22 protein-coding genes and 2 pseudogenes are annotated in these 26,894 nt (G+C 32.2%); 8 read left to right on the top strand and 16 right to left on the bottom strand.

Features of this window, described 5'->3' with window-relative positions:
• Positions 1 to 74: 74 nt before the first annotated feature.
• From ACHRVZ_RS15580 to ACHRVZ_RS15560, 5 genes are all read right to left on the bottom strand, one after another.
• The gene (locus tag ACHRVZ_RS15580; RefSeq protein WP_395423633.1) at positions 75 to 1,517 is read right to left on the bottom strand and encodes a hypothetical protein; all 1,443 of its coding nucleotides are present in this window, start codon (positions 1,515 to 1,517) and stop codon (positions 75 to 77) included.
• Between the two features lie 128 nt (positions 1,518 to 1,645).
• Complete coding sequence (locus tag ACHRVZ_RS15575; RefSeq protein WP_395423631.1) at positions 1,646 to 2,224, bottom strand: hypothetical protein; 579 nt, start codon at positions 2,222 to 2,224, stop codon at positions 1,646 to 1,648.
• 77 nt (positions 2,225 to 2,301) lie between these two features.
• Positions 2,302 to 2,880, bottom strand: coding sequence for a hypothetical protein (locus ACHRVZ_RS15570; RefSeq protein ID WP_395423630.1), 579 nt, complete (start codon positions 2,878 to 2,880; stop codon positions 2,302 to 2,304).
• A 63-nt stretch (positions 2,881 to 2,943) separates the two neighbouring features.
• Positions 2,944 to 3,630 carry a hypothetical protein gene (locus ACHRVZ_RS15565; RefSeq protein ID WP_395423627.1) on the bottom strand — a complete coding sequence of 229 codons (687 nt, stop codon included), beginning with the start codon at positions 3,628 to 3,630 and terminating at the stop codon, positions 2,944 to 2,946.
• Between the two features lie 29 nt (positions 3,631 to 3,659).
• A complete protein-coding gene (locus tag ACHRVZ_RS15560) occupies positions 3,660 to 5,483 on the bottom strand; it encodes a hypothetical protein (RefSeq protein ID WP_395423626.1) in 1,824 nt (607 codons plus the stop codon).
• Between the two features lie 3,845 nt (positions 5,484 to 9,328).
• Here ACHRVZ_RS15560 and ACHRVZ_RS15555 point away from each other — a divergent pair.
• From ACHRVZ_RS15555 to ACHRVZ_RS15530, 6 genes are all read left to right on the top strand, one after another.
• A complete protein-coding gene (locus tag ACHRVZ_RS15555) occupies positions 9,329 to 9,568 on the top strand; it encodes a hypothetical protein (RefSeq protein ID WP_395423624.1) in 240 nt (79 codons plus the stop codon).
• Between the two features lie 773 nt (positions 9,569 to 10,341).
• A complete protein-coding gene (locus tag ACHRVZ_RS15550; RefSeq protein ID WP_395423622.1) occupies positions 10,342 to 10,473 on the top strand; it encodes a hypothetical protein in 132 nt (43 codons plus the stop codon).
• Positions 10,474 to 10,717: 244 nt separating this feature from the next.
• Positions 10,718 to 12,718 carry a hypothetical protein gene (locus ACHRVZ_RS15545; RefSeq protein ID WP_395423620.1) on the top strand — a complete coding sequence of 667 codons (2,001 nt, stop codon included), beginning with the start codon at positions 10,718 to 10,720 and terminating at the stop codon, positions 12,716 to 12,718.
• An 84-nt stretch (positions 12,719 to 12,802) separates the two neighbouring features.
• On the top strand, positions 12,803 to 14,860 hold the full coding sequence (locus ACHRVZ_RS15540; protein WP_395423618.1) for a hypothetical protein: 2,058 nt from the start codon (positions 12,803 to 12,805) through the stop codon (positions 14,858 to 14,860).
• 319 nt (positions 14,861 to 15,179) lie between these two features.
• On the top strand, positions 15,180 to 15,341 hold the full coding sequence (locus ACHRVZ_RS15535) for a transposase (RefSeq protein ID WP_395424146.1): 162 nt from the start codon (positions 15,180 to 15,182) through the stop codon (positions 15,339 to 15,341).
• A gap of 128 nt (positions 15,342 to 15,469) precedes the next feature.
• Positions 15,470 to 15,631 (top strand): hypothetical protein, encoded by a 162-nt coding sequence (locus ACHRVZ_RS15530; RefSeq protein ID WP_395423615.1) that lies wholly within the window; start codon positions 15,470 to 15,472, stop codon positions 15,629 to 15,631.
• 552 nt (positions 15,632 to 16,183) lie between these two features.
• Here the strand turns inward: ACHRVZ_RS15530 and ACHRVZ_RS15525 are convergent.
• The gene (locus ACHRVZ_RS15525; protein ID WP_395423612.1) at positions 16,184 to 16,867 is read right to left on the bottom strand and encodes a WG repeat-containing protein; all 684 of its coding nucleotides are present in this window, start codon (positions 16,865 to 16,867) and stop codon (positions 16,184 to 16,186) included.
• Positions 16,868 to 17,160: 293 nt separating this feature from the next.
• Here ACHRVZ_RS15525 and ACHRVZ_RS15520 point away from each other — a divergent pair, with 293 nt between their 5' ends.
• Both ACHRVZ_RS15520 and ACHRVZ_RS15515 read left to right on the top strand, forming a co-directional pair.
• Positions 17,161 to 18,312, top strand: a complete 1,152-nt coding sequence (locus tag ACHRVZ_RS15520) for a transposase (RefSeq protein ID WP_395423611.1) — start codon at positions 17,161 to 17,163, stop codon at positions 18,310 to 18,312.
• A 25-nt stretch (positions 18,313 to 18,337) separates the two neighbouring features.
• Positions 18,338 to 18,694 (top strand): transposase, encoded by a 357-nt coding sequence (locus tag ACHRVZ_RS15515; RefSeq protein WP_395423610.1) that lies wholly within the window; start codon positions 18,338 to 18,340, stop codon positions 18,692 to 18,694.
• A gap of 78 nt (positions 18,695 to 18,772) precedes the next feature.
• Here ACHRVZ_RS15515 and ACHRVZ_RS15510 read toward each other — a convergent pair whose 3' ends face one another.
• From ACHRVZ_RS15510 to ACHRVZ_RS15465, 10 genes and pseudogenes are all read right to left on the bottom strand, one after another.
• Positions 18,773 to 19,396: an HNH endonuclease gene (locus tag ACHRVZ_RS15510; protein WP_395423608.1), complete on the bottom strand. Its 624-nt coding sequence runs from the start codon at positions 19,394 to 19,396 to the stop codon at positions 18,773 to 18,775.
• 315 nt (positions 19,397 to 19,711) lie between these two features.
• Positions 19,712 to 20,705, bottom strand: a pseudogene (locus tag ACHRVZ_RS15505) (glycoside hydrolase family 97 catalytic domain-containing protein).
• Positions 20,702 to 20,896: a glycoside hydrolase family 97 N-terminal domain-containing protein gene (locus tag ACHRVZ_RS15500; protein WP_395423605.1), complete on the bottom strand. Its 195-nt coding sequence runs from the start codon at positions 20,894 to 20,896 to the stop codon at positions 20,702 to 20,704. The pseudogene ACHRVZ_RS15505 and the gene ACHRVZ_RS15500 overlap by 4 nt, the downstream one beginning before the upstream one ends.
• On the bottom strand, positions 20,893 to 21,036 hold the full coding sequence (locus ACHRVZ_RS15495) for a hypothetical protein (RefSeq protein ID WP_395423603.1): 144 nt from the start codon (positions 21,034 to 21,036) through the stop codon (positions 20,893 to 20,895). Before ACHRVZ_RS15495 ends, ACHRVZ_RS15500 begins: the two co-directional genes overlap by 4 nt.
• A gap of 21 nt (positions 21,037 to 21,057) precedes the next feature.
• Entirely contained in the window at positions 21,058 to 21,216 is a 159-nt protein-coding gene (locus ACHRVZ_RS15490; protein WP_395423600.1) for a hypothetical protein, read from the bottom strand.
• Positions 21,217 to 21,280: 64 nt separating this feature from the next.
• Positions 21,281 to 23,461, bottom strand: a complete 2,181-nt coding sequence (locus ACHRVZ_RS15485; RefSeq protein ID WP_395423598.1) for a GH92 family glycosyl hydrolase — start codon at positions 23,459 to 23,461, stop codon at positions 21,281 to 21,283.
• Between the two features lie 27 nt (positions 23,462 to 23,488).
• A complete protein-coding gene (locus ACHRVZ_RS15480; protein ID WP_395423596.1) occupies positions 23,489 to 24,919 on the bottom strand; it encodes a glycoside hydrolase family 125 protein in 1,431 nt (476 codons plus the stop codon).
• Between the two features lie 32 nt (positions 24,920 to 24,951).
• A pseudogene (locus ACHRVZ_RS15475) lies at positions 24,952 to 25,583 on the bottom strand (GH92 family glycosyl hydrolase); the annotation flags it as partial.
• 143 nt (positions 25,584 to 25,726) lie between these two features.
• On the bottom strand, positions 25,727 to 25,963 hold the full coding sequence (locus tag ACHRVZ_RS15470) for a TonB-dependent receptor plug domain-containing protein (protein WP_395424145.1): 237 nt from the start codon (positions 25,961 to 25,963) through the stop codon (positions 25,727 to 25,729).
• 704 nt (positions 25,964 to 26,667) lie between these two features.
• The coding region (locus tag ACHRVZ_RS15465) for a hypothetical protein (RefSeq protein ID WP_395423594.1) at positions 26,668 to 26,894 on the bottom strand (227 nt) is incomplete at its 5' end.

The raw sequence follows: 26,894 nt of genomic DNA, 5'->3' as shown, positions 1-26,894 counted from the left end.
CAAGTTAAATTATTTTTTTTTTTATTCTTATCCTATCAATGCTTTGATATTTAGCAAATCTAAAAAAGTAAATACTAGTTTATAACAACCCAATAACTTCCATTACTTTGAACCTTAATTGTTCTAGCATAATTCAAAGCTACAGTAGTTAAACTTCCTGAAAGCATCAAAGCTGGAGAGATAGTAAGAAGATTAGAAGATCCTTCGTCCTTTCTCACACAAAAGATTTTACCTTTCAAAGTTGAAGCCGCAGGTAAAGTTACAGTTAAGTCGCCAGCACTAGCATTAAACAATATAGTAGAATCATCTTTAGTCACAGTGTAATCAGCAGTAAGTCTGTTACTTATTCCTGGATAAGATATAGAAGAATTAGCCGCGCTCCAGATAGGTACAGCTGGTGTGCCAGTGTTTACCTCTAAAAGCTTTGTACTTTTGTTGTAAACAATTAATCCTTCTGCCGGACTAACAATCGCATCTCGCTCCGTAGTGGTCATCCGTGGAGGTAAAACTCCTTTTTTTGTAGAATTAACAGAAAAAGCAGCAGAACTTTCCAAGGGAGCTTCACCAACAGAAACTAATGACTTTGTACCTCCAAGAGTAATTGAATTAGCTACAGTTGAACCCGTAGCAATATTAACCGTAGAAGCTCCTGTACCAGTACCTAAATTAATAATCTGCGAACCAGTGCTTGATCCTAGGCTTATAGTTCCTTCACCCGATACATTACCAATTACTACACCTCCTAAACTTCCCGGATCCAGTACTAAACCTCCAGATCCAGAATGAATAGAAGTCGCACTAGCACCTAAACTTCCTCCAATATTAACTAAATTTGTACCTGATGCAGTCGCTAAATTAACCGTAGAACTTCCTGTACCCGCTCCTATATTTACTATTTGTGAATTAGTTGAAGATCCTAAAGTGATACTCCCAGTTCCACTACTATTACCTATTAAAACTACCCCATTGGCAGCAGGATTCAATTTAAGACCTCCACTACCAGACTGAATATCAGTAGAACTGGTACCAGTAAGACTTCCTAAAATTAGCGTTTTCAAACCAGCATCTGCTCCAATACTTATAGACTGACTTCCTGTACCACCAAGAATTATAGCTCCAGTAGTACTCCCCGAGCCAAGAATAGTACTGTTTGAACCAGCATCATTATTTAATGTTAAAGTAACTCCTTTGATATCACCAGTCATTACACCTCCAGCCAAAGGAAGATACATTCTCACCGAGCTCCAAATAGGAGATAACTCACTACCCTCATTTACTTCTAACGCATTAGAAGTAACATTGAATATTGTCAGACCACTAGCAGGAGAAACAATAGCATCACGTTGAATTGAAGTCATTCTAGGAGGAAGAAAACCTTTAGTTTTACTTTCTAATTCAAATACGGCACTTCGATTCACTGCGAAAGGGCTATCTCCTGCTTTTTGTATCACTTGGGCTTCTATACTACCAGTAAATATAAGACAACAGAAAACTATTTTAATTATTTTATAATACATAAATTATGAATTTGAAATTATGGCACTGTGATGAGTATTTGCTTTAATTAAGCAAATAAAAAAGACTTGAGAGATCACAAAAATAAATATTCATTATGCAAACTCTCAAGTCCTACTATAATAACAAATTAGTCAATAATATTCCAAACAGTCCCATCACTTTGAACTCTGAAAGATCTAGAATAATTTAAATTTGTCACCGTAATATCTTTTGTAAGATTCAATGCAGGAGAAAATGTTAACAAATTCTCACTACCATCTACTTTACTTATTACATAAACCCTTCCTGTAGCAGCAGAAGCAGCAGGAAGCGTTAAAGTAAAACCAGCTGCAGTGGCATCACACAATACAGTATAATCAGTCTCTAAAGCTGTGTAATCTGCCGTCTGTGTTAAAATAGAAGGATTGATAACAGTTGCCGACTTCCAATTTGGCACTAATGGAGTACCAATGTTAATTTCTAATAGATTACTAACCGTATTATAGACAATCAAACCTGTTGCTGGCGTAACAATAGCGTCACGTTCAACATCTGTCATACGAGGTGGCAAAAATCCTTTAGTAATACTCTCGATTTCAAGTGCTGCACTAGAAGAAATATTAAATGGATTTGATCCGATTTTTTGAGACACTTGTGCCGAAGCAATAGTAACACTTCCTGCAGATAATAATAAAACTCCTGCTAATTTTGTAATTCTGTTTTTCATAACTAATTATATTAAATTTATTTAAGTTTAAAATTTTATTTTGTTGCAAATTGCCAATTAAGAAGTTACCTCTTAAATTAGTCAATGATATTCCAAACAGTCCCATCACTTTGAACTCTGAAAGATCTAGAATAATTTAAACTTGTAACTGTTATATCTTTTGTAAGATTCAATGCAGGAGAAAATGTTAACAAATTCTCAGTATTATCTATTTTACTGATTACATAAACCCTTCCTGTAGCAGCAGAAGCAGCCGGAAGCGTTACAGTAAAGGAAGCTGTAGTGGCATCGCACAATACAGTGTAGTCAGTTTCTAAAGCTGTATAATCTGCAGTCTGTGTTAAAATAGAAGGATTGATAACAGTTGCCGACTTCCAATTTGGCACTAATGAAGTACCAATGTTAATTTCTAATAGATTACTTACTGTATTATAGATAATCAAACCTGTTGCTGGTGTAACAATAGCATTACGCTCCACATCTGTCATACGAGGAGGCAAAAATCCTCTCGTACTACTCTCGATTTCAAGTGCTGCACTAGAAGAAATGTTAAATGGATTTGATCCGATTTTTTGAGACACCTGTGCTGAAGCAATAGTAACACTTCCTGCAGATAATAATAAAACTCCTGCTAATTTTGTAATTCTGTTTTTCATAATATTTGTATTTTGTTCTTAGTTTTTTCTCGTTTATATCAAGCACTCATCAATCAAATTGCCTTAATCAATAACGACCCAGTTAGTCCCATCGCTCTGCACTCTTAATGTTCTAGAGTAATTCAAAGACCCTACATCGACTCCATCTAATTTCAGAAAAGGAGAGAAAGTAATGACATTATAAGTATCATCTATTTTACGAATAACAATAGTTTTCCCAGAATTTGCTGCACTAGCCGCAGGCAATGTAACAGTAAATCCACCATTTTTAGCATTACATAGTACGCTAGAATCCGTATCTAGCACACTATAATTAGACTGTGCAATTTTCAAACTAGGAAGTACAACCTGGTCATTGGAACCTACTGCGATCCAAGTTCCTCCATTATTAGTCGCCGATTTATTACTGTAATAATAAAAACCCGGTTTTACCTGAATCGCACCAATTGCAGATGTCCCTGTTACTGTATTATAAACTAATAACCCATCAAAACGATTTGGATTATTTGTAGAAGATGTTGCACCACTCTGAACCATAGAACTTAATTGAATCAAATCTACCTTTGGAAAAATTAAACCTTTCCCAATATTAGAAGTATTATTCCATGATAAAGAACTAGAAGCATCTAGAAAAGCAGTATTTGACGATATCGAAGAAGTAGCGATATTTGTATTTATTTTCAATTGTCCAAAACTATTTTGAACAACCATTAAACAACAATAAAGAAATATAATATATTTAATTTTCATAACTTTTTTTTTTACACTCCCCTTTTTTTTTACAACCCTCCTCTAAGCAAATACCAAATAGTACCGTCACAAAACATAATTCCCGCAGTTCCAGCTACTATACTCGCGGTACCAGTTGCAAGAGAAAGAGTTCCAGGAGAAAAATAAACATCATAACCTGTTACGTTATAAATTTTTATTTCCATTCCAGCACTTGATGATGCAGCAGGCATAGTAAAGATTGCATTATTTCCACCCTCATAAACAATTGTATTAATATTCGAAGGAACAGTATAAGAAGTAGAAGGAACTCTTATAAAATCATATAAAACGATACCTTTATGTTTAAAAGCACCATCAACAACCAATTTACCTGCGCCAGTAGAAAAAGTTAAATCATTCCCATTCTGATTTACAGTTCTTACATTACTCAAACTACCATCAGCAGTATAAAAATCAGACTTTGAATCAACGTAAGTCTTAACCGCTTTTACACTAGGATAGAGAACATCATCAGTCTGAACATCAATAACAGTACTCTTATTACTAACCTTTTCTCTAGTATTAATATCCGCCTGCAAAACTCCCTCGGCAGTTACAGCTCTAACATTTTCAATATTTAAATCTGCCTGTGAAGCTTTTAAGCTAATATTAGACTGAAGAATAGCTTCTGAATTAGTCGCTCTTGTAATTTCATTATTGAGAGTAACTATGTCTGCTCGTGAATTTATACCCGTCTGCAATAAATTTTCTGCAGTAGTAGCTCTAGAATTTTCAGCAATTAAATCTGCTTGTGAAGCTTTTAAGTCTATATTAGACTGAAGAACAGCTTCTGCAGCAGTAGCTCTAGAACTTTCAGTAATTAAATCTGCTTGTGAAGCTTTTAAGCCTATATTAGACTGAAGAACAGCCTCTGAATTTGTCGCTCTTACAATTTCATTATTAAGAGTAGCTATATCTGCTCGCGAATTAATACCGGTCTGCAATAAATTTTCTGCAGTAGTAGCTCTAGAATTTTCAGCAATTAAATCTGCTTGTGAAGCTTTTAAGTCTATATTAGACTGAAGAGCTGTCTCTGAATTTGTCGCTCTTACAATTTCATTATTAAGAGTAGTTATAGCTGCTCGTGAATTAATCCCCGTCTGCAATAAATTTTCTGCAGTAGTAGCTCTGGCACTTTCGCCAATTAGATCTGCTTTTGAAGCTTTTAAGTCTATATTAGACTGAAGAGCGGCCTCTGAATTTGTCGCTCTAATAATTTCATTATTAAGAGTAGCTGTCTCTGCACGTAAATTAATACCCGTCTGCAATAAATTTTCTGCAGTAATAGATCTTAAAACCTCACTCCCTAAATCACTTTTTGTCGCCTTCAAGTCAATGTCAGCCCTAAGAAGTCCCTCAGAACTAATAGCCCTTACAGACTCATTATCAACATACAACTTCACAGCAGACTCTGAAGGATAATGAGTAGAAGTACTACCTAAAACATCTGTCATGTTAGATATTTTTTGAGCCCCCAAATTAGACAAAGCTCCCGAAGCAGTTGTAGCACCGGTACCTCCATTGGCAATACTTACATTACCTGAAAAAGTCCCGGAAGATAATGAAACCCATTTCAAAGAATTCCAATAATAAAAACCAGGAGTTACATCATTCGTAGTCGACGTATTATACACAAGTAAACTTTCTTTAGGATTTGATACAGAAACAACATCTAAACTCCCAGTTAGCTTTACTCTAGGGATCAAAATTCCTTTATTAGTTGAAACAACATCCAATTGAGCTGACGCATCTGGACTACTCGTTCCAATACCCACTTGGGCATAGCTAGTCAAAACCGAAAACAACGTGATGAAAAATAAAACTTTCTTCATAATTTAATTTATAAATTTAATACTCATACTTTTAAGCAAAGTGAATTGTTTTTTAGATTAAAAAAAAGCCTTAATAAATAAGTGGTGCATCTACAGAACAATCGTTTTGTAAAAAAGACCCCATCTAAAAGCACAGAAAGAAATATCAACCTAAAATCAGAAACTTGCGATTTAATAATTCCACATAACTCCTATTTAAATTCTAACATTGATCTTTTACAATTTTCAATTAAACATTTTGAAATAATTTCTACCACTGACGCAAGAAGAAAACTATATCTACATTGAAAAAACTCTTGAAAAGCTGAATTCTTCCGAACTATTTCCTTAGCATTTTCTTCGAAAAGATTACTATCCTGGAATTCCTTTAAGGATTCAGCTTTCGCAATTACATTTCAAAAAAGAGTCATTAAACCAATAAAATTAATGGAGAAATTACTTAATAAGTTTAGACTTAAGCAATCATAGAAACACATTAGCCAAAAGTTTAGAGCCCTTAAAAAACAATGGTATTACATACAAGCATATCACAGATCAAGAATAAAATTTAAGGGAAACAAAAAAATCAGATATTTATAGAAAACCAATACGCATTGAAATCGTATTATAGAACTACTCAAAAAAATCTTACCCGATTTTTTAAATTGAGATCTTTAAGTTGACTTCCTTCAAAAAATCAAGAAGAAAATATGTAACTTTATTTTTTTACAAAATAAACTATTAAAGCAACTTTACTTCCGCAGAATTAGCATTTAAAGTTTTTTTTAGTTAAAAACAGTATCCCTGATTTCCGCTAAAAAGGCAAGTTTACCTATTTACTTATCAAAATACGTTGATGAACTAATAAAACCTCTAAACAAAATTATTAAAAGAAACTACGTATTAGCCAACAAAAAACATCGCACACCTATTGAATTTGCAACTAAAAAAAAGATAACTGCACTTTAGTCATCCATACTCCAAATGCTTTTTCAGCGAGGTTAACAACAACGAAACACAAACAGCAGTAGAAAAAACACATAAAAACATATAAACCTGAACTTTAAACAAATACACACATCAATAGATTATTTACACTCAAAATATGAGAATTCATTCCAACATTAATGAAGTTGATTTGTTTAAAGGCGAACTCTGTAAAATTGTCAGCAAATAAGAAATTCAAAGTCAAAAAAAAGAGTAATTTCAAGACCTAAACAAAAATATTATAATAAAATCAAAATTGATATCAAAGAATTAGACATAACCCCCATTGAACTTTTAAAATTTATGCTTCTAGAATTTTTTAGTTAATCACTTTGAAGTATTTTTACAACTAACACAAAGAAAGTGTTGCATCTGCATTTTAAAAATAGCCTTCGGAGGAGTTCAATTCATTTAAAATAATTCTAGAAGGTTTTTCTCGATAAAATTACTATTCAGGATTTCTTTTTAAGGAGTAAGCTTGTAGGTCGAGATATAAAAAAGACATCACTAAGCCAATAGAACAAATGGAGAAAATAATAAAACGGACTGTGCTTTAGTAATCAAGACAAAACGCATTACTCAAGAGTTTGATTTTTTTTAGAAATTAACAAATAACAGCAGCATTAAAGACTACAATAAAACTGAACGCTTTTTTAAGTTAACAAAAAGAAACTCCTAAGGCAATACAAAAAAATCAAAAAATCATTCTTTACATTAACCCCACACGAAAATACACACCAAAGGATTATATATCCGAACAAATTTAATATTTAACAAAGAAAATCAAAAAAAGAAAAGAGTCTTTACTGACATTATTACCAGAGCCAAAATCGATCAGGTCACAGAACATAGTAACAAGAAAGATTACAAAAAAAACTCTCACTAAGAGTACAACATTGGATTTGCAAAATCGATGAAATTGATCTCTGAATAAATCTCTTAACAAAACCTCCCAACTAACCTATAGGTTTTATATACAAAAATTAATATTGACATTATTGGTGACGATCAAAAACATGAAATACAAAACGATAGATATTGAGAACTAATTGATACCAAAAGCAAAATAAGAGAATATTTTACATCATTTTAAGATTCAACAAAAAACTATTATTCAAAATCATACACCTGAATAATCCCTCAATATAAAAACAGGGCAGAACTTAACAATAAAATAACATTAGACTCTTCGAGTAAAACCCAAATCTCAAAAATTATGAAGTCCTAGTCAGTACCTTCGAGCAGCATTTACAATTAAAATATTAAACATACTTCAATAAGAAAACAAATAGATTTCACAATAAACAACTAAGGCCTAATAGTTTAAAAACTTTAATACTCTTCTAAATATCACAACTATTAGCTACCAAAACTATTTTAAACTATTTACAATAAGAAGCATAAACACTTCATAGAAATCTTTCAATAATTAAAACAAAAGTATTTATGTCATAATCTAGATTTTTTCTATTCACATCATCTATTTTTTAACTTAAACCCTAAGTTTTACAACTGCTACTTTTTTAAAACAGAATCAAAAATGTCTAATAAATATAAAGAGGAGGCAATCACATTTCTTTAATACCACAAAAAAAAAAAATAATTGCCTAGAACAAAAAAAAAGTACTAAAATTAATTGCTCAACCTCTTACCACAAATCATAGAACAAAGCTAGGAAAGAATTAGATGTTTTTACTAACAAGATGAATAAGTGATTAATTTCCTTTAACAAACGGAAAACCTACTTTGCAAAACATATAAAGAATCCATAAAAACAATTATCCTCAACAATAACAATAAACTTTAAAATGTAAAAAAAAAATCAAAATCAAAATATAAAAACTTTAGCATGAGCCGCTAAATTAGAACCATAAAGTCTACAATCATAATACGGAAAACTCTTTACAAAGCAGAAAACATTAAAGCTCGTGATTAATCCCATCAAAGAAAACTGCTAAACAATGTTACTTACTAGAAACTTTTGCATTAAAAGCAGAGAACGTAAAAACAGAACTGCTCTTTTAAGAATTGATTTAGCAACAACTAGTTATTACTTCACAAATCTGAATTCGGAAATAAAATAGTAAGTAAAAAACGATATTATAAAAAATATTGAGAAAGATTAACACAGATAAGATTCCTTATTTGACTAACAAAAGAATCAATCTAAAGCAGAAACTAGCATAATTCAAATATAATTATTCAAATATAATTATTCAAATATCTTTGAAATTAAGGACTAACTCACGAAAAGAAGCTTAAAAAAACTAAATTACCCTGCACTTTTAAGTACAGAGGTTTGTTTGACAAAAGATTAAAAGTCTATCTATTCAGAAACTTTTCATCAATATTAAAAAGTATATTTTTTTCATATTACTATTTACGAAAAATTAAAAAGTTTTAAACCTGAATCTAAGCCTCATTAAACGCTAAAATTTTAGATAAACAAACACAATAACTCAAAATATTACCAAATTACCAATAAAGTACACCTACAAAACAGTAAAGGATCAAAAACAATTACTTATTAATACAATTTACCCTGAACATCTGTTATTAAAAATAATTATCAAGATCATATACTAAAAAAAAGAGAAGAATTAAATCAAGATTTTTTATAAATATAACTTTGAGTAATCACAAAAAATAATCGACAAACTTAAAGAATACTCACTCTAAAAAAATATCAAAATCTACGAATCATCTATGAAAAACTTGAATCAATTACAAAATAAAAACAAGCTTGAACTTAAAAAAAGGGAAAAGGAATCACTTTAAAAACAGTTGAAAAAAATTGGTGGATAACAGAAATAATTAATCTGATTTTTGAAACACGATTTTCAAAACATTTATCAGTAAAAAAAGAAATATTACCCCATGTGAAATATTTTTCTTACGATATTGAACTTTTCTTGAATACTTCTCTTTACGGAATAAATAAAAACACAACAACAACAACAACAACAACAACAACAACAACAACAACAACAACAACAACAACAACAACAACAACAACAACAACAACAACAACAACAACAACAACAACAACAACAACAACAACAACAACAACAAGTGAATTAAAAATAATACGAAAGAAGCTTTACTTTACAATTATATAAATGAACAATTTTACACCCTCCATGAAGCAAAAATTCAAAGATAAAAATCTTAATATTTTAATTAATATAGTAAACTACAAACCTCTAAAAAAATGGTCATTCTAGAAATCTATTACGCTAGCCTTATAAAACAACTTTACTACAAATCCATTACGATAAACACCAAATATCATAATTTACTAGTCTTTTTATCTCATAATAACGCACCAAAAAACAAAAAATTAAAACATCTTCATTATTTAATACAAAATATTCAATAAATCATTTGAAATCTTTGTGCTTAAGTAAAAACAAACAACATTTTGTAACAAATTTACATCCTGATTCATACAACTTAGCTATAAATCAGCAGCTAAGGAAAACTTTATAATTCAATTTCAAACTTGACCTAATGAATGGCGAACATCAATTTGCAAAGTTATTTAGACAAAAACCAAATTCCCTATATTAATCTTGAAAAAAAACTCCGTTCAATATTAAATCACCTATTAAACTCGTAAATAAAAATGTTATCTTTTATATAATATAGAAGATTTTGGAAAGATATTTTTTGTTTTAAAGTCTATAAAAAAATCAAACAATGAATATTTTTATACTTCAAATTCTATAATAAAAATATTAAGCAGTATCCAAAACAGCACTTCAATATCAATATGGATATCATTAACTAATAAAACCTCGTTAAATATTTCTGAAGAACAATAACCTATTATTTTATGCCTTTGCCATACATCATTAAATTAAAAATAAGACTAATTTCTTAGATTAAAAATATGAGAGGATTTAAAAACAAAATATCACTTAAACAAAAAGATAATTTAGCAACAGACCAAAAAATAATAAAAGATTTCTTTTTAAAATTTACAGCTGAAAACTATTTAAAAAGCGGTAATAAAAAACATTGAAAAAACATATAATACCTAAAAAGTACTAAATAGTAAAGACGTCTTTTGAAACGACCTTTAAATGACTAAACAAAACCACTTATATCAGAAAAACACCCCTCCCACAGCCTAAACAAACCAGTTATTAAAAAAAAATAAACAAAAATAAAAATATAACTAATTTACAACAACATTTTATCTTTAAATCATCATTTTTAAAGTAAAAATCCTGTAAATTTTAAGAATACAAAACTTCAAAAAAAAAATGTACAAACAATTATTAAATGCTATATTATTTATTTATTCTGCCGGAGTAGGATTCAAATTGTCAGCACAGGAAGTGCTCAAAATAGGTAGTAATCCCTATACAATAAATACAAACGCTGTATTAGATATTGAGAGCAACACAAAAGGTTTTCTTCCTCCACGTATGACTAAGGCCCAGCGAAATGCAATAGCATCTCCGCCATCAGGTCTACAAATTTGGTGTACGGACTGTAATGGATCCACTCAACCTTCTTCGGGTCAGCTTTACATATACATAGGATCTGGATGGGCACCTTTTGAAACAAACATTTTTCCAATTGTAAAAACAGGAAAAAGATCTGATGAAATAAATAAACCAGTACGCAACAGTAGTACAAGTGCAACTATAACAGGAATTTTACTTGAGATAAACGGCGCTATTCCAATAGAAACAGGGATTGTGTATAGACCAATAACTAATAATGATTTTGCAACTTTACCTATTCTAGAAGAAGTAAATGGTATAGCAACTACCCCCAATTATAAATTAGCAAGTACGTCCCCTGTTACAAAGGAAGGAGGAACCATATCTATTAAAATATCTTCAATCGGCAAGACTCCTTACTATTTCAGAACATATGCAAAAAGTTATTTAGGTATTGGTTATGGTAATCCTATTGTATTCAATATTGCTGATCCAAGTTTTAGCGGACTCAGTGTTTCTAGTGACACTGCTTTAGAGCCAACTTTTAATGGTATTTTAAATGTTAATGCTGGGACATTGTCAGGAGCAGTGACGGAATACGGTTACTATTCTGGTACAACTGCAAGTCCTACAACTAATAAAGTAGTTTTATCTACACCAGCACTTTTGACTGATTTAGACACAAAATTAAATGTTGAAAACTTTACTGCTAATCCAACAGTTACTTTGACGGTTCCTAATTTTAATACTGCGTCAACAGATCAGCAGTATTTCAGGTTTTATGTTGTAGCTAACGGTCAAACAATTTATAGTGCTGATATTAGTTTTAAACCAACTGCTAATGCTGTAACTGGAGGTGCTGCTATAGCAACATTGGTAAGTATTATCAAAAGTCCAGGTGTAATAACCATAGGAGATGAAGTAACACAGTATTTTACAGCTACTTTTAAGGTAACTAAAACAGGAAGCTATAGTGCTTTTTATGTAATTTCAACCTCTGGAGCTACAAAAGGTCTAATACTATCTGATATAATTGCAGGCAAATGGACCACAATCGGTACTAATACATTAACTTTTCCCTTAACAGGAAATCCTACAAGTTCTCTAGAAGGTAACAGTTTTATTGTGTCAAGATTATCGTTAAGTTTTGACACCGGCCCAATAAAATTAGGCCAGCCTAAAACAGGAGATGCTATCTGTGATGATCTGCATGAAACAAAAATTGTAGACATTGTTTCGATTTCGGGAAAAACATGGATGGATAGAAATTTAGGAGCATCACGAGCTGCTATTTCAGCTGCGGATTATTATGCTTATGGCTGCTTGTATCAGTGGGGAAGAGGAAATGATGATCATGCAAGTATCAAACATACAGACGCTTATAATGCAACCGCTTATAATGGTTTTACATCAACTCAATCTAATGAAGACACCCCTAAACATAGTAATTTTATAGTCTCGTCAGTTGACTGGCGTACTCCAAAAAACGATAATCTGTGGCAAAACAGTTCAGGAACGAATAATCCATGTCCAACAGGATATAGAGTTCCTACATCTAAAGAATTTCAAAACGAAATTACACTTTACAATGTTACTGATTCAAATTCTGCATATAATTCCAAACATAAATTTGTACTTGGAGGAACTAGAACATGGGATAACGCTACTGTTTATGACCAAGGAAATTTTGGAAGCTACTGGACCAGCACAGTTTATGAAAGTGGGGCTTATCGTCATTACTATGATACACAAAATAAATACGTAGGTGCACCTGCTCGATCTTGGGGATGGTCGATAAGATGCATTAAAAATTAAGCTTATCCTTATTTTAAAAAACACGAAATTAATTATTCTTGTTATACATCGAATAAAAATTAAACATTAAAAACAGTAGAATTTATGGCTAACGATAATTTTTTATTTCATAACTCATTAAAAAAAATGTATAAAAAAATAAAAGTCTTAACAATTTTAGTTATAATAGGGGCTTCAATATCTATTGCTACTGCACAGGAGACATTAAAACTAGGAAAAAGTCCTTACACGATAACTTTAAGCACTGCTCTAGATGTTGAAAGTACAACAAAAGGGTTCTTGTTGCCTAGAATGACTCGAAATCAACGTAACGCAATAAAATCTCCTTCAACTGGGTTACAAATATGGTGCACTGACTGTAATGTATCAACAGAACCTGCCTCAGGACAGCTCTGCATCTATATGGGCTCTGCATGGGCATCTCTTAAAATAAGAACAACTTCTATTTTAACTACAGGCAAAAAAACAGAGAGTAACAAACCAATAAAAAAAACTAATACCTCAGCTACCATAAATGGAATTCTTAAAGAAATAATTGGGGACTCCCCAATTGAAACTGGAATTGTATATCGAAAAATAATCAACGGAGATTTTTCAACACTTCCTGAACTAGACAATTTAACAGGCAATACTTCTTATCCGAACAACAAACTAAAGACAATAGACCCGATTACTAATGAGGAAGGTATAATTTCTATAAATGTAAATTCATTAGAACCATATCCATATTATTATAGAACATATTCTTTGAACAAACTTGGCATAAGCTATGGTAATACAATAATATTTAATTGCTATCCTTCTGTATTTAATACCCCTGAGGTCTCAGACAGCCAAACTTTTGATCCTAAATTCAAAACAACTCTAAATATTAATGCTGGAACTCCTGCAAAAACCATAACTGAATATGGATACTACACAGATCAAAAAGACCCTCCTACAAACCAAAAAGTAATTTTATCCACACAATCCTCATTGGATACCCTCAACAGTTATCTAAATTCAGAAACTTTTATTGATAATCCAAAGTTAAATTTAGAAGTTAACAATTACAAAGTAAACAACTTAGGTACCACTCAATACCTAAGATTTTATGTTGTTGAAGCTAATACTACTATTTATAGTAAATCTGTTTCCTTCTCACCTCCTCCCAATCCTGTAACAGGTGGTTCTGCAATAGCAACGATAAAATCTATAGCAGGCCCGACAAATTTAACTATAGATAAAAATGTTGACAGTTATTTCACCGTGACATTTGATGTAACGCAAACAGGAAGCTATGCCGCATTTATTCCTAGCAAAAGTGGAGCGACTACAGGATTAGATGTCGCTACTGTACCTGCGGGCACTTTCACAAGCATAGGTACGAAAACCATACTTTTTAAGATTACTGGAACTCCAAATAATTCGATAGAAGGAAATAACTGGCTGGTTCCGGGAATAGGATCACTTCCCACAGGCGCAATAAATAAAGGAGATGTTTCAGGATCAAATGGAAGATGTTACGATGCTCTTTACAATCCTACTTCTACTTCTGGGCAAGGAGAAGTTGTTCAGTCACCTATTACTAAAAAATTTTGGATGACCAAGAATTTAGGAGCATCACGTATAGCTACCTCCTCTTCTGATTATTTCGCTTATGGCTGTCTATACCAATGGGGAAGGGGTAATGATGATCATGCAAGTATCAAACATACAGATGCTATAAATGCAAGCGCATATTACTCTTTTTCATCTATAAAATATCCAGAAGCCGGCGTAAATAATTCATTCATTATTTCCATAGATGACTGGCGCAGTTCTAAAAATGATGCATTATGGCAAGGAATTTCGGGGACAAATAATCCATGTCCTACTGGCTTTAGAGTACCTACCTTTGTTGAATTTCAAGAAGAAGTAGTTCAATTAAATATAACAAATGCTCAAACAGCATGGAATTCAATTCTAAAACTAGTCAAGGCTGGTACACGTACAGGTGATAATGCCACCGTTTATGATCAAGGTAACTTTGGCAGTTACTGGACCAGCACCATAAATTGTTGTGGTCGTGACCCAATTCGTTACTATTTTAACAATTCTGAAATACAAAATGACAGCACTCCTCGTTCATGGGGATTCTCAATTCGTTGCATTAAAGATTAATTTTTCTTCAAACTCTTCAAAAAGACTGAATATACAAAACTAACCAAATCAGTATGAGTTTTTTTTATACAAACCCATTGGCTTAAATTTATTTCTAGAGTTTTAAAAATTATACTAAAAAAATACCTTTTGATAAAAAAAGCACCACAAAGTTGTGATGCTTTTTACAAAAAAAACAAAAGTAAAATGTTATTACTAAATAAAAAAAGTATAAAGTTCTTTAAAATTATTCTTTTGACACATATAGAAATAAAGTAACAAGTGTAATCATTGATACAATATTTAAGCATAATTAAATGAGCTATCTCGTTTAAATACTATAACGGTTAATTACCAGTCAATCTTAAACTATTTTGATAATAGAAGTACTAATGCTTCTGCAGAATCTTTCAATGCTAAAGTAAAAGCGTTTAGAAGTCAATTTAGAGGAGTGCGTAAAGTAGATTTCTTCTTATTCAGATTATCTAATCTTTTTGGATAATACCCAAGCTTTGCGCTTGATTCCAAAAATGCTTAGAAAAAAACAAGCTTAAAAAAATAGCTGCCCCAGTTTTGAGACAGCTACTTTTAATCCAAAACAAACGCGAATATTTTTTTCTGATTCAAGAGATGAAAAATACTATCAGCAAAGATATTCTTTCGTTTAAAAAGAAAGTAAAAAAAGTAATAAATGACACTATAGATGCAATACTTGGGATAAAATTAACGCTACCTGATTTAACTCTTTACCAAACTCATGCAGCCTTTTTTAGCTTACGCTCAAATTCATAATATTTCATAGAACAAGCTTTAAATCGTTTTACAGAGATACGAATATTAATATCATTTTGTAATTAGTTTTATATATCGCACTGCGACTAGTTCAATTATGAACTATGAATATGCAAACTAAAAGTATATTAAAAGTTAAGCTACATTTTTCATGTCATTTTTTTGATTCCAAAATTCTTCTATAGTTTTTTTATTGCAAAACTCCAAAAATGGAACTCACCCTACAAGGCAAAAGTCTTGTTTTTGATCAAAACTACTTATTTAAAGCTAATTACAGCAACTGATTTTTATCCCGAGAAATGGGCAGCCTAAAAAAAAAGATTCAGTATAAGGCTCTATTTGAATTGTAATACCCTGAAATTTAGCGGTTTTAATTAGAAAAGGAGGTTTTTTTACAGCCTGACGTTCTGGTACTACCGGGTTTGGGACTAAATTAAGCCCATTCTTCGGATTTGCTAAATAATCCCAAATACAAAACCAACTTTCCATTAAGCCTATTTCCCAAATCCGCTTTAGCCGTAGTGTAAGGTTATTTATTCTTTATTGAGACTATTAACACATTGTATTTCCATTATGATCTATGCTTTTAAATTGCCCATTTATCCTGACTTTTGCTCTACCATTAAGAAAATTTTCTGCGTGCTCAAAAATAAAGTCAATTACAACTTTTCCATCAGTGTTTATGTAACCATAATCTAAGTTATCATCTATAACCAATGCTAAACCTTCTGAATATCCGTCAATTATTCTATAATCCTTATTAATTATAATAATGTTTTCGTCTGACTTTTTGCTTTTCAGAATTTCTATTTTGCTTTCAAATTCTTCTTTAGTTAAAATGTCAGAATCATATAAATACTTTAGTTGTTTATATTCATTTGTATTTAATAGATTGTAGTTATAGATTTGGTCTTCAATTTTTTCTACTTTTTCGTTGTATTCATTGGTGTCAATTATACCGCTATTTTTTAAATCTTGTAGACTCTCTTTTGCAAGTTCAAGCTTGTTTTTGTTCTGGGAGACTTTCTTGATTGATTTGGTCTCAATACTATTTTCTACTTGGAATTTATTGTAAGCCAAAACTAATAATATTGAAACCCACTGTAATGGCGGAAAAACAAGGAATATAAGTAGAAAAGTTTTTTGAACTTTCGTAAAACTTTTTGAATTCCATACATAGAAAGAGGATGTAGTTACCAATCCTACAATAACACCAACGCCAATATTATTTTCCATCGTAACTATTTGTTTTTTTTTTACATTTAATATTCCAACGTTTCTTTTTAGCACGTTGGTTCTTTATAATCTCAAATAACGTTCTCGCCCTTTGCCGTGTTTGGGAATTTTGAAACAGACTATTTTCGGCCAAACGAAAATAAGAATTAAAATGCTAATTCCACTAAAGCTCAAATAAGGAAAAACATGTGTGCTTGTTGCACAACTACTCAAATATAACAAAAAGGAAACATTAAAAAGCGTGCTTTTATGTAAATTTAAACATGCAAGGAAGAAAAGAATTTACGCCAAAAATGCTCTATCAAGTACACTTAACAGACTTGATTCCAGCGCATAATTTTTACAGATTATTAGACCAATCTATTGATTTTCGATTTCTCTATAAAGCTACTGCAGATTATTATGGAGACGAAGGACAAGAGAGTATTGATCCTGTTGTCTTTTTCAAAATCTGTTTAGTTGGTTATTTAAACAACATAAATTCAGATAGAAAACTTATCGAATATTGCTCGAATTGTTTAGATGTTCGTTTGTTGATTCGGTATGACATTGATGAGGCTTTGCCATGGCACAGCACCATTAGCAGAACCCGACAGTTGTATGGTGAAGAAGTATTTTTGAGTTTGTTTAAAGCCGTTTTAAAACTGTGTGTTTCCAAAGGCATGATTCGAGGCAAACGTCAGGCAGTGGATAGTGTTTTTATCAAAGTCAATGCCTCTATGGATAGTTTGGTAGAGAAAGAAGTATTGGATGATGCTAGCGCTTTTGTAGATGAATTGGAAGAAAATATCGAATTTAAAACGACAAGCACCATAAAGAAACTAGTTGATCAAGACCACCAATGGAAAAAAGAAGCTTATAAAGACCAGCCCAATCCCAACTTCAACATCGATAAAGTAGACGAACACGGTAATTCAATACGTCCGAGATTTGTATCGAATCACACCCATTATTCGCCTACAGATACTGATGCCCGAGTAAGTGTAAAACCAGGCAAAGCAAGACAGTTAAACTATTTTGGACAAATCGCAGTAGATGATGCACACCATGTAATAACAGGTGCATGTTCTGATTTTGCAGACCAACGCGATAGTCAATGTATCCAAAAAATCGTTGAACTAACAGAGGGAAATTTACAAGAAAACGGCATTGAATTAGGAGAAGCATTAGCCTATTTGCACAAAAAAAACATAGATGCGTATATTCCCAATTTCGGACAGTACAAACCCGAGCGCGAAGGTTTTATTTTTAATAAAGAATTGCACCAATATGAATGTATCAAAGAAGGTTCAAACAAAGCCATTTTAGTTTTTAAAGGAGAAAAAACCGATAGTAAAGGCTATACCAAACGCAGCTATCGAAGTAGTGAGAGCGATTGCAAAAACTGTCCACTACGAGAAGAATGCTGTGGAAAGAGTACTAAGTATAAAAAAGATAGACAATAGCATTCATAAAGAACACTACGATAGAATGCACTTAAAAATCACTCAAAACCCACATTATGCTAAGAAAATGGTACGAGTAAGAAGTAAAACCGTAGAACCGGTAATTGGAACATTGGTCAATTTCACCAATATGAAACGAGTAAACACACGAGGAATCAAGCAAGCCAACAAACACGTTTTGATGGCAGCGTTAAGCTATAATCTCAAGAAATACTTGAAATTTATTACTAAAAAAACAAAAACAAAATCCGGAGTAGTAAATGAATTACACGCAAAAGTGCCAACTTTTCTAAAAACTGCCATCTATGACTTGAGAAAGATGTTTTTAAGCATCTCAGTTTTTAAAGACTACAACTTAAAAACAAAAATAAACCTCGCTTAAATATGCTTAAATGAGGTTGTTTTTTATGTTTATCTTGAAATTTTACTTTTTAAGAGAGTTGCGCAACAGTTACATGTGTTAGGCGTTGGCATTTCTATCTTCAAATAAAAATTCTTTGTTTGGCCAATGTTTTTCATCATTCGGAAGCTTTATTGTTTTATTGTGAAATGCGTAAGATAGTAGATTATCATAATTACTAATAGCTTTATGTTTTATATTACTTTTGAAATTTATCAAATAATCATTATCAATTGTGAGTAAACCTTTATCAAATAAGCAGTGATGATTTGCACACGATAATATTCCGTTTCTAACATCTAGACGTTGGCTTATAGAAGCTTTCGACCAAGGGATTATATGGGCAGCTTGTAAAGCAAAACTAAAACTAAAACTAAAATCACAAAAAGCGCATCGAGAATCGTAAGCTTTTAATAATGCTTGTCTAAAAATTATCTGAGCAGTTCCTCTGACTTTAATTTTGCTGTAAGTTTCTTTAGATTTTTCAGGATCATTTAATAATTCATTTACAATTTCCTCTTCTGTTGTTCCTGTAATAGCATAACTACAAGAATTTTCCAAATTATTCCAATTGCAATTATAAACTTTTTCAAAACCTTCCTCAATATTATCGACATCCCAAGCTGTAAATCCTGTCCCTGAAATTCCATTTTTGTCTCCAACTAAAATGGTTATCGGAGGCAACTGATTATTTAAACAGTAATCTTGGATTTTATCAAGAACAAATCTAACTGCACGATGATGAACCCCAATTTCATTTCCAAATTTTTTATATGTTATGAAAGTTTTTTATATTGAAACTCTTTTGAGAATTTGCCAACCTAATACAGCTCTTTCAAATTGATTAATTTCTTTATCCATAATTATTCTTAGCGATTTTTTAGCTGCTTGCGTTTAACATCCCACTACTACAGTGAGTGTGGGACTAAAAATTAAGCTCTATTTTTTGGATTGATCAAATCACCCAAATAAAAAACTAACGTATTAGACGATCATTTTTTATAGATTTTCTATGTTAGATTTTTTTCTCTTTTTAATTTTTTCTAAGTTTTGAATTCGTTGTTGCTCAATTTTATATTTTCTCCAAAGTGTTTTTTTTCTGATTTCACCATCTTTTTCATTGTAATAGTTGATATATTGGCCGGTTTGAGCTTCTAATGCTACAGTTTCATCCCAGGTTGTAGGAACTGAGGTTATAAATTCTGTACACTCTTTTTCACGATAATAGTTTGTTGGATTATCGGTAAGCATTTGCAAACCACTTTCAAAAACAACAAACAAAGCAAGCTGATGTTCCTATACTTGCAGAAATTGGACGCTCAGATCTGTAAACTTCCGGCTGCATGCTGATCATCGCTCCAGGCGTATAATCCATAGGACCTACGGCATTTCGCATAAAAGGAAAATAGACACTATTATCAGGCTTACATCCACCCATTTGTTCCATTCCTCTTACACCTTCATAAGAGATCAAATTTGGATATTTATATTCCAGACCAGCCGGCTTAAATGCACCATGAAAATCTAGAAATATCTGATTTTTAGCCGCTTCTTTAGCCACCTTTTCATAATAATTAACCATAACCTGATCACTGCGATCCATGAAGTCAATTTTTACTCCCGCTATTCCCCACTCTTTAAAGGTTTTAAAAATTTTCATGTTTTTTTCTACAGTTAACCAGCTCAGCCATAAAACTATACCCACTTTTTTCTCTTTGCCGTAGCGAATCAATTCCTAAACATCAACATTAGGATTAGGTGAATAAGGATCTTCCGTACTTTTAGCCCAGCCTTCATTTATAATAATATATTTAATGCCGAATTTTGAAGCAAAATCAATAAAGTATTTGTAAGTATTAAGATTGTAACCCGATACAAAATTTACATCAGATCCGTAAGGAGTCGCACCGTTCCACCATTCCCAGCTCGCTTGTCCCGGTTTTACCCAAGAAGTATCGGTAAGTTCACTTTTTGGAGCCAACTTTAATGTCATCGTGTTTTCAATAAGCTTTTTATCGTTTTTAGTGATAACAAAATAACGCCATGGAAATAATCCGTTGGAAAATTAACAGAGAAATCTTCATTGATTACTTCAATTTCCTCTTTTTTTGCCGTTATAAATCGGTAAGCAATACCTTCATCAAAAGCGCGAAATTCAACTGAATAATTTCCTTTAAAATTCAAAAGCAATAATTACAGGAATTGGCAACTGTCGAAAACTTAAGCGGAATTGCAGGTTTTATATCTTCATTTACTTTTCCTGTTTTGTTTCCTGATAATTTTGGGTTTACGCCTAAAGTTTCATTTTTAAGAATTAATCCCAAATGATTTTTTGAAGTTAATTCTTAATTTCCAGCTAAAATCGAATAATAAATTTTATCCCCTAAATTAATCGATACTTTTAATTCTCCGTTTGGAGACGTTACCTCAAAGTTTTTCTTCTGAGCATAATTGCTTATTCCCCATAACAAAAACAGGCATGTAAATAATTTAATCTTTTTCATTTTTTGTTTTTTACATTAAAAACGTCCCACAAAAAATGAAACGTTATTTTTTTCAATTAATCTATTATTTAGTAGTAAGCTGTATTTCTCCGCCCTTCGTAAACAAATCATGCGAAATAAAATAACTGTCAATTTTAGAACCATTTACTTTGATAGTTTCTAAAGCTCTTTTTCCATTAGGATTTTTTATGGTTACCTTTTTTCCTTCGGGAGTTGTCCATGCTACTTCTTTAAAAATAGGAACCGTTACAATATATTCCGGATCGGCTGGTGATAATGGGTAAAGTCCCAGAGCACCAAACACATACCAAGACGACATTTCGCCCGCATCATCCATACCACTCATAGCTAGTTTTTCTGGCCCAATACCGTACATGGTATCTAGTATTTCGTCTATTCTTTTTTGTGATTTCTCAGGTTTGTTTACAAAATAATAAGAAAACGCCGCTTCATGATCCGGCTGATTTCCGTGGCAATATTGTCCTATAAAACCAGAAATATTCCAGGCAATATAATTAGGGTTCCATGGTTTTGTAAATAACTCATCCAGTTTGGCTTCAAAAGGTTTATTACCGCCATAAAGCTTTACTAATCCCGGCATATCCTGTGGCGCATAAAAAGATACCTGCCATGCATTTGCTTCTCTATACATGTATTCGTAATAAGGAAACTCCGGATTAAAAGGTGTTACCCATTTGCTATCTGCCAATTTACCTCTCATAAAACTGGTCGATTTGTCAAAAACATTTGCATAGTTTTTAGAACGTTTAACCAGATCATTATAATGTTGTGTATCGTTCAGTTCCTTTGCTAATAACGAAAGTGCATGATCATCATAAGCATATTCTAAAGTTTTGGTTACTCCGGCATTAGCTTTGGTTTCAATTTTTGGATCTTTAATATCCTGTTCCGGTACATATCCTAAAGCAATATATTCTGCAATGTGTGGTCTTGTTCCGCCTTCTTTATAAGCATTGTTCAATAATAACTGATATGCTTTTTTTACATCATAATTTCTAATTCCGCGCATATAAGAACCTGCAATAAATGATGCTGCGTGATCGCCGTGAAAGAATGTTGGCATAAAGCCTTTAATCTCCCCTTCGTTAATCATCGAGCTAATAATATCAGCAGTAACATCCGGAGAAAAAACACTTAAAAGAACTAATTTATTTCTGTAATCATCCCACAATGAAGGAAGTGTGTAATAATGATAATTCTCTTTTCGAACTTTACCTGCATCATCTGTAAATCGTCCGTTTACATCACTTCGCAAAGCAGGCCATAAAAAAGATCTGTAAAGCATACTGTAAAACATAATATTTTGCTGTTCAGTTCCTCCTTTTACCTGAATTTTAGAAAGCATGTTTTCCCACTTTGTACTTCCTTCTTCAAATACTTTTGTAAAGGTTTTATCTCCTACCTCAGCTTTTAAATTTTCTGCTGCATTTTCTACACTTACAAATGATAATGCTATTTTAATCGTAATTGGTTTAGTATCGCCATCTTTAATATTTACTAAAGTATATCCTCCGCTTTTGCCCAAATCTTTAGTATCTAATTTTTCAATTGGACTGCTTAAGGTTGCATAAAAATATATTTTTTCACTTCCTGTTCTTTGAAAACCAGTCACTGTATTTGAACCTTCCTGCTTAATTTGCCAGTCGTCTACACGATTATTAGCTTTTCCGAGGTCAAAGAGTACTTTTCTTCCTTTGTTATTTTTAAAAGTATATTCGTGAACACCACAACGCAAAGTTGAAGTAAGTTTTACCTCAACATTATAATCTTTTAAATATACTTCATAATATGCCGGACTTGCTTTTTCCTGATCATGGCTGAAAGATGATTTATACGGAAAAGAAGCACCATCCGAAACTGGTAAAAGCGGAATATGACATAAATTCCAATGTCCTTTATTAGTATGAGTGAAACCTAAAATCTCAGTATCTTCATATTCATAACCAGCTCCAGATCTGTATTTTGTCATGGGACTTAACTGAACCATTGCGTTTGGAACAGAAGAACCCGGAAAAACCAATCCTGCCCAAACGCGCATATCTTTTGGCGGCGTGTACCCAATTATTTTGGTATCCAATAAAGGTGCTGTCCCGATAAACGGATTTACCAATGCTGTATATTTTCCTTTTGAAATACCTCCGCCTGATTGCTGTGCTGCCACATTAAAGCCAAAAAAAGACATAGAAAGGCCTGCAAGAACGATATTCTTGTTAAATTTTATCATTTTATAAAAATTAAAAATTGTTAAAACCTATAACTCCAGCAATTTTGGATTCTTTTGATATGTATCCCATAACAATTCGCCAAACAAAGTGTTAGTCCATGCAAACCAAGATCTTGTAAAATTCTTAGCGTCATCTTTATGGAAAGACTCGTGCATAAAACCCGTATCTCCGTGCGAAGCTTTTAGCATTTTTATACACTCTTTTATTTCATTTGGGTCAGATGTCGTGTAAGCTCTCATAACAAGCGACATTGGCCAGATCATATCCATTCCGCAATGTGGTCCGCCTACTCCTTCGGCTGCTTTTCCTTTAAAGAAAAACGGATTATCTTCTGAAAGAATAAACTTTCGTGTGTTTTGATAGGTTGGATCATTAACATCAATGGCATCTAAATAAGGTAAACTCAGTAAACTTGGAACATTAGAATCATCCATAAGCAAATGACCTCCAAAACCATCTACTTCAAATGCAAAAATGTCACCATATTTAGGATGTTTAACCACTGCAAACTCTTTAATAGCTTTTGCTACTTCATTTGCCAAATCTCTTAATTCTTTTGCCGTTGCGTTGTCTTTTTTAATTATCTCCAGCATTTCGGCAGCCTGATTCATACTTGCTACCAGAAAAAAGTTAGATGGAATTAGAAAAGAGAAAACAGTTGCATCATCACTTGGTCTAAAAGCAGAACAAACAAGTCCAACCGGTTTTACAGGATAACCGTATCCTTTAAGTGGTCTTGTATCTGTTGCAAACTGAGTAGTTCTTTGAAATGTATATGGATTCTTACCGTCTTTTTGCTGTTGGTCTCTAAAAACCTTAAGCGTTGTTTTAATCGCTTTAACCCAGTTTTCATCAAATGGCGCAATATCTCCGGTATTTTTCCAGTAATTATAGGCTAATCTGATTGGGTAGCAAAGCGAATCTATTTCATATTTTCTTTCGTGAACGCCCGGTTTCATATCCGTATGATCGGTGGTCCACTCCCCTTTTTTATTTGGATCATTGTAAAATGCATTCGCGTACGGATCTTTCAATACATATTCAGTCTGTCTATTTATAACACCTGCAATAAGATTTTTAAATTTTACATCTTTCGCAGCAAAAGCCATGTACGGCCAAACTTGAGCAGAACTGTCTCTGAGCCACATAGCGTCAATATCTCCCGTTATAACATACGTATCTGGTCGTCCATTTTTTTGTGAATAGGTTACTGTAGTATCAAGCGTATTTGGAAAACAGTTATTAAACAACCATACTAATTCTTTGTCTTTTACATTCTTTTGAAACTCAGCGATGGTTTTTTCAATAAAATCACTTTGAAAATTTCTTTTGTCTTTTGCAACTCTCACAATAGGGAAATCTTTGATTGCTTTTGTACCTGCAATTATTTCCATTGGATCAATAAGTGCTAAACTGCTAAACAAAACGGTATTTTGGATAAATTTTCTTCTTTGCATTCTTTTATATTTTAAAATTGTAAGAGCTTCTGTTATTCATTTGACAATGAGTACGGAAAATCTTCTTTGTTAATTCCTCTTTTTCTATTTGGTTTTTCTGACATATCAAAATCCAGCGTTGCGCCTTTCATTAATTCTGAATGACTTAGCCAGTTTTCGTATATGCTTTTCCATTTACTTTCAGGTCTTTAATATATCGATTTTGATCACTATTTGCTGGTGAATTTATAGTTATAGTTTTTCCATTTTCAAGCTGAATTGTTACTTTTTTGAACAATGGAGCACCAATTACATATTTATCAGAAGCCGGTGTAACAGGATAAAATCCTAAAGAAGAGAAAACATACCAGGCAGAAGTTTGTCCGTTATCTTCATCTCCGCAATATCCATCAGGCGTTGCATGATACATTCTGTTCATCGTTTCTCTTACCCAATATTGTGCTTTCCAAGGTTCTCCGGCATAATTATAAAGATAAATCATGTGCTGAATTGGCTGGTTTCCATGTGCATATTGTCCCATGTTGGCAATTTGCATTTCTCTCATTTCGTGAATTACGCCTCCTTTAAAATCTTTTGTGGCAAAAATTGGAGGAGACGAAAATACTTTATCTAGTTGTGTAACAAATGCTTTACTTCCGCCCATTAAATCAACCAAACCTTGCAGGACTACTTGCTATTAGTGTACTGTTTTTTATAGATAAATTTGCACTACATAATTTTTATCAGCACCTGCAATTTCAAAGTTTGTTAACCCATTCTGTTCTGCTTGTAGCCCAGATCCAATTGATTGTTTTTCAAAAGTTACTACTAATACATTCCCTTGCTTTTTAGCTTCTTTAAATAAAGGTCGCCTTCGGCTCCGTCAATAAGAATTAGCGGACTGGCATTTGAGCCATCGCCGATAGTACCAGTTCCACGAATATTAATACTGAGTTTACTGTCTAAAGCTCCAGCATCTGTAGTAATATTCAAACCAGCTACCAACCCTTGAAGCGCTTGCGCAGCGTTTACTACAGGACGGTTTTGCAATTCTTTTCCGTTAATCTAAGCTACAGCACCTGTAAGATTTGCTTTCTTTTGAGTACCATAACCCGCGTTTAGAAGTCAATTTAGAGGAGTGCGTAAAGTAGATTTCTTCTTATTCAGATTATCTAATCTTTTTGGATATACCCAAGCTTTGCGCTTGATTCCAACAATAGATTAGAAGACTTTAATTCATTAAAAAAGCATCACCGAAGTGATGCTTTAGGCCCCAAAGTTGACAAATTTATTACCCACCTACTATTTAAGGTTTAAATATGAAACTTAACTCAAAGATGAATTTCTTCTTTCAATTACATTCAATCAAAGTAACATGTGGCATATTTAATGGAATTAATGATCGACCTCGAAAAATAAGATATTATAGCATAATTTTAAATCCATTTAATTTTAACAAAGCTGTAAAACAAAAATCACCAACGAAGTGATGCTTTTTGTTTTCAAAAATAAATATATCGTTTATACTAAAGATAATAAATTGAATCATAAAATAAGTGCTGAATTCCTGTTTTTCATTCACAAATTAACAAGTGGTTTTTATTACTTAATTCTTAGGAATTATTTCCAAAGAAGTTCATTTTCCAATTGTTTAAATACCTTAAAAAAATAATCCCTTTGCAGTTCTAATGGTAATGTAAGACGGACACCTTTGAGGCAAAATAGGAAAGAAATTTTAATCTCTTTATTTATTTGACACCTTTTCTTATTTATTTAAAATTCCATCCTAATGTTACACCAAAAGCTATAGGTTGTATTTTAGCATTTTTATCTGTGCTATACAATCCATTTGCTTTTCGTTCTAAAACCGATCCTGGATTATAACCTATATAAGATTCGTTTTTATTTTGATCAACTATTGAACCATATCCTTTTTCAAAAAACATTGCCGCATACAGCGCATTTTTGCCCTTCATATCAAAGGTAAATCCTAACT

Origin of the sequence: Flavobacterium sp. FlaQc-57 (assembly GCF_044007395.1) — a bacterium.
Lineage (GTDB): Bacteria > Bacteroidota > Bacteroidia > Flavobacteriales > Flavobacteriaceae > Flavobacterium.
The sequence above is the reverse complement of the archived record's forward strand: the minus strand, read 5'-3'. Positions and strand labels throughout refer to the sequence as shown.

Excerpts from the sequence above, each read along its gene's own strand:
- ACHRVZ_RS15580 (WP_395423633.1), bottom strand. The coding sequence starts at position 1,517 with ATGTATTATAAAATAATTAAAATAGTTTTCTGTTGTCTTATATTTACT.
- ACHRVZ_RS15575 (WP_395423631.1), bottom strand. The coding sequence starts at position 2,224 with ATGAAAAACAGAATTACAAAATTAGCAGGAGTTTTATTATTATCTGCA.
- ACHRVZ_RS15570 (WP_395423630.1), bottom strand. The coding sequence starts at position 2,880 with ATGAAAAACAGAATTACAAAATTAGCAGGAGTTTTATTATTATCTGCA.
- ACHRVZ_RS15565 (WP_395423627.1), bottom strand. The coding sequence starts at position 3,630 with ATGAAAATTAAATATATTATATTTCTTTATTGTTGTTTAATGGTTGTT.
- ACHRVZ_RS15560 (WP_395423626.1), bottom strand. The coding sequence starts at position 5,483 with ATGAAGAAAGTTTTATTTTTCATCACGTTGTTTTCGGTTTTGACTAGC.
- ACHRVZ_RS15550 (WP_395423622.1), top strand. The coding sequence starts at position 10,342 with ATGAGAGGATTTAAAAACAAAATATCACTTAAACAAAAAGATAATTTA.
- ACHRVZ_RS15545 (WP_395423620.1), top strand. The coding sequence starts at position 10,718 with ATGTACAAACAATTATTAAATGCTATATTATTTATTTATTCTGCCGGA.
- ACHRVZ_RS15540 (WP_395423618.1), top strand. The coding sequence starts at position 12,803 with ATGGCTAACGATAATTTTTTATTTCATAACTCATTAAAAAAAATGTAT.
- ACHRVZ_RS15530 (WP_395423615.1), top strand. The coding sequence starts at position 15,470 with ATGAAAAATACTATCAGCAAAGATATTCTTTCGTTTAAAAAGAAAGTA.
- ACHRVZ_RS15525 (WP_395423612.1), bottom strand. The coding sequence starts at position 16,867 with ATGGAAAATAATATTGGCGTTGGTGTTATTGTAGGATTGGTAACTACA.
- ACHRVZ_RS15520 (WP_395423611.1), top strand. The coding sequence starts at position 17,161 with ATGCTCTATCAAGTACACTTAACAGACTTGATTCCAGCGCATAATTTT.
- ACHRVZ_RS15515 (WP_395423610.1), top strand. The coding sequence starts at position 18,338 with ATGCACTTAAAAATCACTCAAAACCCACATTATGCTAAGAAAATGGTA.
- ACHRVZ_RS15490 (WP_395423600.1), bottom strand. The coding sequence starts at position 21,216 with ATGAAAAAGATTAAATTATTTACATGCCTGTTTTTGTTATGGGGAATA.
- ACHRVZ_RS15485 (WP_395423598.1), bottom strand. The coding sequence starts at position 23,461 with ATGATAAAATTTAACAAGAATATCGTTCTTGCAGGCCTTTCTATGTCT.
- ACHRVZ_RS15480 (WP_395423596.1), bottom strand. The coding sequence starts at position 24,919 with ATGCAAAGAAGAAAATTTATCCAAAATACCGTTTTGTTTAGCAGTTTA.